Source organism: Faecousia intestinalis, from assembly GCF_040096185.1.
In the GTDB taxonomy this organism is placed as follows: domain Bacteria; phylum Bacillota; class Clostridia; order Oscillospirales; family Oscillospiraceae; genus JAZOXB01.
The window spans coordinates 1-6,924 of the sequence record NZ_JBBMFF010000250.1 but is presented as its reverse complement, the minus strand read 5'-3'; the positions used below and the strand labels follow the sequence as shown (position 1 = coordinate 6,924).

Sequence of the window (6,924 nt, the reverse complement as noted above, 5' to 3'; positions counted from 1 at the left end):
GGCCCCTTTGGGGCCTCGCAATGACAATTTGGGGCCAATTCCATTTTAACGATGCCTTGTGCCAGTCGGCAGCGCCGCGCCGGGCAGGGCTGTCCCCGACCCCACAACACATATTTGGCAGCCTTACAAAATCTTCCCCCACAGGCCCTCTTCCTGCAGGCCCTCGATGCGGACGCGGCGGACGGTATTATGCAGGTCCTCGCCGCGGGCATAGACCTTCATGCCGTTCGGAGCGTGGCCGGTGAACCAGCCGTCCTCGACCTGCTCAAAGAGCACGTCCTGCTCCGTGCCGCACATGGCGGTCAGAAATTCGCGGTGCAGCTCGGCGGCGGCGGCAACGGCCCTGGCGGAGCGGTCGGCCTTCTCCGCGCGGGAGAGCTGGCCCGGCATGGAGGCGGCGGGCGTTCCGGCGCGGCGGGAATAGGGGAAGACGTGGACCATGGCAAGGCCGCAGGTGCGGGCAAAGGCGAGGGATTCGGCGAATTCCTCCTCCGTCTCGCCGGGGAAGCCGACGATCAGGTCTGTCGTGACGGCGCAGCCGGGGAACCACTGCTGCAGCAGGCGGACGCTCTGCAGATAGCGCGCCGTGTCATAGTGGCGGTGCATGCGGCGCAGCACGCCGTCGCTGCCGCTCTGCAGGCTCAGGTGGAACTGCGGGCAGAAATTCGGGCACGCGGCAAGGCGGCGGCAGAAGTCCTCGTCCACCACGCGCGGCTCGAGCGAGCCAAGGCGCACGCGCAGCTGCGGCACGGCGCGGCAGACGGATTCGACCAGATCGGCAAACGTGCTGCCGTCCTTGAGATCGCGGCCCCACGATGCGACCTCGATGCCTGTGAGCACGACCTCGCGGTAGCCCTCGAGCGCGCGCGCCTGCTCCACGGCCTGCGCCAGCGGCAGCGAGCGCACCGGCCCGCGGGCGTAGGGGATGATGCAGTAGGTGCAGAAGTTGCAGCAGCCGTCCTGCACCTTGAGCATGGCGCGGGTGCGCGTGCCGAGGCTCCCGGCCGGGAGCGACTCAAAGGCACGGCGGCGCATGGCGTCGTCCAGCAGGACCTGCTGCCCGGCGTTTTGCCCGGCCTTTTTCTGCCGCACGGCGTCCAGCACGAGCTGGACAAAGGCCTCGCGCCCGCCGCTGCCGGACACGACGTCTACGCCGAGGGCCTCGACCTCCCCGGCGTTGACCTGTGCATAGCAGCCGCACACGCCGATGACGGCCTGCGGGTGCTCGCGGCGCAGGCGGCGGATGAGGGTGCGGTTCTTGCGGTCGGCGACCGCCGTCACGGTGCAGGTATTGATGAGATAGGCGTCGCAGTCGTCGGCGTCTGTGCCGCTGACGTGGCCCAGAGCCAGCAGCTGCTGCTCCATGGCCTGCGTTTCATATTGATTGACCTTGCAGCCAAGCGTATAACATTGAAATTTCATCGAGTTTCTCCAAAAAATCTTTGAGGGTCCCAAAAAAGATTGAACAAAACGTGCATTGTGCTTTTGCCCGTTTTTGCGGTATAATAATCACGATCATTATAGTGGAAAAAACAGGATTTGTACAGTCTCAGACTGTCAAAAAACCGCCAAGCCGAAAGTTTCGGAGGGAAAAAGAGGAAACCGTCAGGGTGTCCTCTCGCGTTCGATAAGCCGCCGCAGCGACAGAATTGCAAAATCTGCCAAAATTGATTCTGTAATTGTAATTCTGAGGAAGCAGCTTGGCGGAAAAGCCCGAAAGGACTTTTTTGACAAGCTGACAGTCTTTCTTTGGGAGGAAGCACATGATCGTTCGATTTGCATCCGTGAGCGACGTGAGAGAATTTGTCGGACTGGCCACGCTGCAGCCCTATGCCATTGACGTGGTAGATGGCGAGCATGTTGTCAGCGCAAAGAACTTTATGGAGCTGTTTACGATTAATTTTACCCATCCTCTGCAGGTGCAGATCGCAGACAGCCGGAACGAGGCCCATTTTGCCAAAGCTGCCGCGCGCTTCGTCGTCGGCTGAATCAAATGCAGGCGCCCCCATCCGACCGGATGGGGGCGTTTTTTGCACGGATTTCCAAAGCTGCCTGCAGCGGCGCTCCCTGAGCGCCTTGCAGGTTGACAATGACTGCGGCACACATTCTGCGGCGCAAGGCTCCCAAGTTTGTCATTGCGGGGAGGCCGAAGGGCGACGTGGCGCCCTGAGCGCGAAGCGCGAGGAAGTGCCCTTGGGGTGCAATCTCGGGAAGGCAGTTACGTTTTCGCCGGGGCTTTCCTGTTATCCACCCCGGTACTGCGAGATTGCCGCGTCGCTTCGCTCCTCGCAATGACAATTCGGGGGCCAGTACCATTTTATCGGCAACCTGTACCAACTGTCAGTTCAGCGCCGGGAGGGGCATGCCCCTCCCCTACAATGCGCGACTGGAAACTTCGTGTAACTTTACACTATCCACTTTCCATTTTCCACTTGCACCATGCCGCACCGACAACGACCGCCCTCATCCGGATCGGAGGGGGCGGTCATTTTCTGTATATTTGCCTTACAGGCGCTCGTACATCGTGTTCATGCGGCGCAGGCGGTGGGCCAGCTCCGCCGTGAGCAGGCCGGGCTGCAGCCGCCAGCTCCAGTTGCGGTCGCTGAGCGTGCCGGGCGTGTTCATGCGGGCCTCCGCGCCGAGGCCGAGATAGTCCTGCAGCTGGGCGATGAACGTGTCGGCCACGCTGGCAAGGCCGCTGCGCAGGATGCCCCACGCGTAGCCCTCCTGCTCCGTCAGGCCGAGGTATTCCGCGGCATAGGCGCGCGCGGTCTCCGACGTCTGCGCCAGCCACTGGGCCAGCGTTTCGTTGTCGTGCGTGCCGCTGTAGCAGATGCAGTTGCGGATATAGCGGTGGGGGAGGTAGTTGCTCGGCTCGCGGGAGTCGAAGGCGAATTCCAGCACCTTCATGCCGGGCCAGCCGGAGTCCTTCTGCAGCCGGATGACGTCGTCCGTCAGGAAGCCGAGGTCCTCCGCAATGAGACGCAGGTCCGGAAAGCGCTCCTGCATGGCGCGGACGAAGTCGTGGCCAGGTCCCTTGACCCACTTGCCGCCGCGGGCGGTCTTGTCGCCGTAGGGGATGGCCCAGTAGCTCTCCAGCCCGCGGAAGTGGTCGATGCGGATGACGTCGAACAGCCGCGCGGCTGCTGCGATGCGCTCCTTCCACCAGGCGTAATCCGTCTGGCGCATACGCTCCCAGTCATAGAGCGGGTTGCCCCACAGCTGGCCGTCGGCCGAGAAATAGTCGGGCGGGCAGCCTGCCACGCCGGTTGGAAGCCCGGTCTCGTCCAGCTGGAACAGGGACGGGTTCGCCCACACGTCACAGGAGTCATAGGGCACATAGATCGGCAGATCGCCGATGATCTCCAGCCCGAGCGCGTGCACATAGCCGCGCAGCGCGTCCCACTGGCCGAAGAAGAGATATTGCAGATAGATAAAGAAGTGCACGTCGTCGCCGAGCCGGACGGCATAGGTCTCGGCCGCACCCGGACGGCGCAGGCGGATCTCCTCCGGCCACGTCTCCCACGAGCGCATGTCCTGGCTGCGCTTGAGCGCCATATACAGGGCATAGTCCTCAACCCACGGGTTCGCATTGCGGAATTCGCGCACGGCGTCCGCGTCGCGCTCCCAGCCGCGCAGGAAGGCGCGGTAGAGCAGGTCGAAGCGCACGCTGTACTGGAAGCCGTAGTCCACGCGCGCGCTGTGCGCCTCCCAGTTGACGGCGTCGATCTCCTCCTGCGTCAGGAGGCCGTCCTCCCGCAGCAGATCGAGGTCAATGAAATAGGGGTTGCCCGCGTGCGTGCTGAAGCTCTGATAGGGGCTGTCGCCGTAGCTCGTCGGGCCGATGGGGAGAAGCTGCCAGTAGTGCTGCCCGGCCGCCTTCAGAAAGTCGGCGAAGTCATAGGCTGCCTGGCCAAGCGTGCCGATCCCATAGGGGGAGGGCAGCGAGGAGATGTGCATCAGAATTCCACTGGTTCTCATGAGTTTGTTCCGTCCTTCCGGGGTAGGTGTGAGGTACTTTCGCGGACCGCCAGCGTGAAGGGGACGGTCTCGTGGCGTGCGACGGCGCCGCGCTCGAGCGTGCCGAGCAGCAGGGCCACGCCGCGGTCGACCAGCAGGCTGGCCTGCTGGCGGATGGTGGTGAGCTTGGGCGTGTAGAACTCGCCAAGCTCCAGGCCATCGAAGCCGATGACCGAAATATCCTCGGGGATGCGCAGACCGCGGTCGTGCAGCGCGCGCATGGCGCCGATGGCCATCACGTCCGACATGGCGAAAATGGCCGTCAGTCCCGGCTGCTCCAGAAGCCGCAGGGCGGCGTCGTAGCCGTCCTGAAAGGCATAGCGCGCCGTGGCGCAGCATTCGTCCGGCAGAGTCAGCCCGCAGCGCTCCAGCGCGAGCAGGCAGCCCTCATAGCGCAGCCGCGACGGGCCGGAGCAGCTCAGGTCGCCCGCGATGACGCCGATGCGCCGGTGGCCGCTTTCCAGCAGGTATTCCATGGCGCATTCCGCAGCCTCCACGTCGTCCGTGGTCACGGAGGAGAGATTGTCGAAGCCGAGGCGGGAGGCGTCGGTCGTCAGCACGACGGACGGCAGCGTGATCTCGCCGAAGCTTTTGGCGTACATCCGCCGGTCGCCGCCGAGAAAAAGCAGCCCGGCGGGCTTTTTCTCGCGGCTCAGGTGCAGAGCGCGCTCGACGGGGTCCTCGTTTTCGTCGACGTAGTCCACGGTCAGCGGGTAGCGGTCCGTGGGGAGCGTCTGCTGGATGCGTTCGATCATCTGGGCAAACAGCTCGTTCGATGTGCCGGTCACCACGGCGACGATGCCGCTGCTGTGGATCTGCTTGAGGTACTTCGCGTTGGTATTGAGCTGATATCCGCGTTCCTGCGCCAGCGCCAGAATGGCGCTGCGTGCCTGCTCGCTGACATTCGGCAGGCCGTTCAGGGCGCGGGAGACCGTGCCGACGGAGTAGCCGGACAGGCGGGCAAGGTCTTTGATCGTCATATGGGTTATCCTTTGACGGCGCCGGCTGCGACGCCCTTGATGATATATTTCTGGCAGAACAGATAGACGATAATGATCGGTACGATGCTGAACATCATGACGGCCATCGTTGCGCCGAGGTCGGCCGTGCCATAGCTGCCCTGCAGATACTGCACATGGATGGGAATGGTCTTGTATTCGTTGATGTCGAGCACGAGGGAGGGCAGGAGGTAGTCGTTCCACACCCACATGACCTCGAGAATGCCGACGGAGATGAGCGTCGGGCGCAGCATGGGCAGGACGACGCTGAAGAACGTGCGGATCGGGCCGCAGCCGTCGATAACGGCGGCCTCCTCGATCTCGAGCGGCAGGCTCTTGACGAAGCCGGAGAACATGAACACGGCGAGGCCCGCGCCGAAGCCGAGGTAGATGACGGGGATGGTCCACGGTGTGTTGAGATAGAGGTCATTCGCCACGGAGACGAGCGGGAACATGACCATCTGGAACGGCACGATCATCGAGAACACGCAGCCCAGATAGAACAGGCGGGAGAACCGCCCGCCGACGCGGGAGATGAACCATGCGGCCATGGACGTGCACAGCAGGATGAGCGTGACGGACAGTATGGTGATGACGATGCTGTACAGCAGGGACTTGAGGAACGGATAGTTGCCGAACGTCATGCCCTTGACATAGTTGCTCGTGCCTGCGAATGTGCCGGCATTCGGCAGGGCGAACGTGTCGGTGTTGATGGCGCTGTGCGTCTTGAACGAGTTGATGAGCACCTCGACGATGGGCATAACATAGAGGATGCACACGAGGGAGAACAGCACGGTCAGCACGATGCCGTCGATGTCGCGCTTTTTCTTACGGAGCGGTCTCTGCATCACTGCTGCACCTCCTTCGTGCGGGTCGCGCGGAGCTGGAGCAGGGCCAGCGCCGCCACAAGGATGAAGAATATCACGGCCTCGGCCTGGGCAACGCCCTTCCAGTTGTTGCCGATGCCGTTCGTCTTAAAGATGTGCAGGGCCAGCATTTCCGTCTTATAGATGTTCGTGCCGGGGATCTGCGGGGAGCCGCCCGTCAGGGCGAGGTTCTGGTCAAAGAGCTTGAAGGAGTTCGTCAGCGTCAGGAACACGCAGATCGTGACGGACGGCATGACATTCGGAATGGTCACATGCCACAGCGTCTGCCAGCGGCCAGCACCGTCGATCTTCGCGGCCTCGAGCATGTCGTCCGGGATGGCCTGCAGGCCCGCAATGTAGATGATCATCATGTAGCCGATCTGCTGCCACGCCACAAGGATGACCAGGCCCCAGAAGCCGTAGGTCGCATTCGTGAGCAGGGGCTGCAGCGAGGCCGAGCGGAGGAAGGCGTCAAAAATGAGCTTCCAGATGTAGCCCAGCACGATGCCGCCGATGAGGTTCGGCATGAAGAATACCGTGCGGAAGATGTTCGAGCCGCGTAGCTTCTGCGTCAGTGCGTAGGCCAGCGCAAAGGCGCATACATTAATGATAAGAATGGATACGACGGCGTAGGCGGCCGTGAAGCCGAAGGCACGCCGGAAGCCCTCGTCCGCAAAGGCGCGGAAGTAGTTGGAAAAGCCTGCCCAGTGATAATCGACCGGCGAGGTGAATTCGCAGAACGAGCGGTACAGGCCCAGCAGGAACGGATACAGGAACCCGATGCAGAAGGCCAGCGCCGTCGGCAGCAGAAACAGCGGCCAGCAGCGCCGGATCGGGCGGCGGATCAGCTCACTGTTCAGCGCCTCGCGGCTGCGGGGCTGACGGTTTCGTTTTTTCATAAAGGACCCTCCCCTGAATCGATTGCATATACGCTTGTCAGAGGAGCTCTTTTCTCCGGGCTATTGTACAACAAAATTTCCGGAAAGAAAAGAGCTGCTCTGACAAACGCCGGAGGGCGGCGGCCCGCCGCAGCGCGGAAG

6 protein-coding genes are annotated in these 6,924 nt (G+C 62.7%); 1 reads left to right on the top strand and 5 read right to left on the bottom strand.

The window, feature by feature from the left end; translation table 11 throughout:
• Nucleotides 1-123: 123 nt before the first annotated feature.
• On the bottom strand, nucleotides 124-1,422 hold the full coding sequence (mtaB, locus tag WMO66_RS11780; protein ID WP_349136616.1) for a tRNA (N(6)-L-threonylcarbamoyladenosine(37)-C(2))-methylthiotransferase MtaB: 1,299 nt from the start codon (nucleotides 1,420-1,422) through the stop codon (nucleotides 124-126).
• Nucleotides 1,423-1,763: 341 nt separating this feature from the next.
• Here mtaB and WMO66_RS11775 point away from each other — a divergent pair, with 341 nt between their 5' ends.
• The gene (locus WMO66_RS11775; RefSeq protein ID WP_349136615.1) at nucleotides 1,764-1,988 is read left to right on the top strand and encodes a hypothetical protein; all 225 of its coding nucleotides are present in this window, start codon (nucleotides 1,764-1,766) and stop codon (nucleotides 1,986-1,988) included.
• A 517-nt stretch (nucleotides 1,989-2,505) separates the two neighbouring features.
• Here WMO66_RS11775 and malQ read toward each other — a convergent pair.
• The 4 genes from malQ to WMO66_RS11755 are packed head-to-tail and all read right to left on the bottom strand — an operon-like array spanning nucleotide 2,506 to nucleotide 6,729.
• Nucleotides 2,506-3,981, bottom strand: a complete 1,476-nt coding sequence (gene malQ / locus WMO66_RS11770) for a 4-alpha-glucanotransferase (RefSeq protein WP_349136614.1) — start codon at nucleotides 3,979-3,981, stop codon at nucleotides 2,506-2,508.
• Nucleotides 3,978-5,000: a LacI family DNA-binding transcriptional regulator gene (locus WMO66_RS11765; protein ID WP_349136613.1), complete on the bottom strand. Its 1,023-nt coding sequence runs from the start codon at nucleotides 4,998-5,000 to the stop codon at nucleotides 3,978-3,980. Before WMO66_RS11765 ends, malQ begins: the two co-directional genes overlap by 4 nt.
• A 5-nt stretch (nucleotides 5,001-5,005) precedes the next feature.
• Nucleotides 5,006-5,866 carry a carbohydrate ABC transporter permease gene (locus WMO66_RS11760; protein WP_349136618.1) on the bottom strand — a complete coding sequence of 287 codons (861 nt, stop codon included), beginning with the start codon at nucleotides 5,864-5,866 and terminating at the stop codon, nucleotides 5,006-5,008.
• Nucleotides 5,866-6,729, bottom strand: coding sequence for a carbohydrate ABC transporter permease (locus WMO66_RS11755; RefSeq protein WP_349136617.1), 864 nt, complete (start codon nucleotides 6,727-6,729; stop codon nucleotides 5,866-5,868). Before WMO66_RS11755 ends, WMO66_RS11760 begins: the two co-directional genes overlap by 1 nt.
• Nucleotides 6,730-6,924 lie beyond the last annotated feature (195 nt).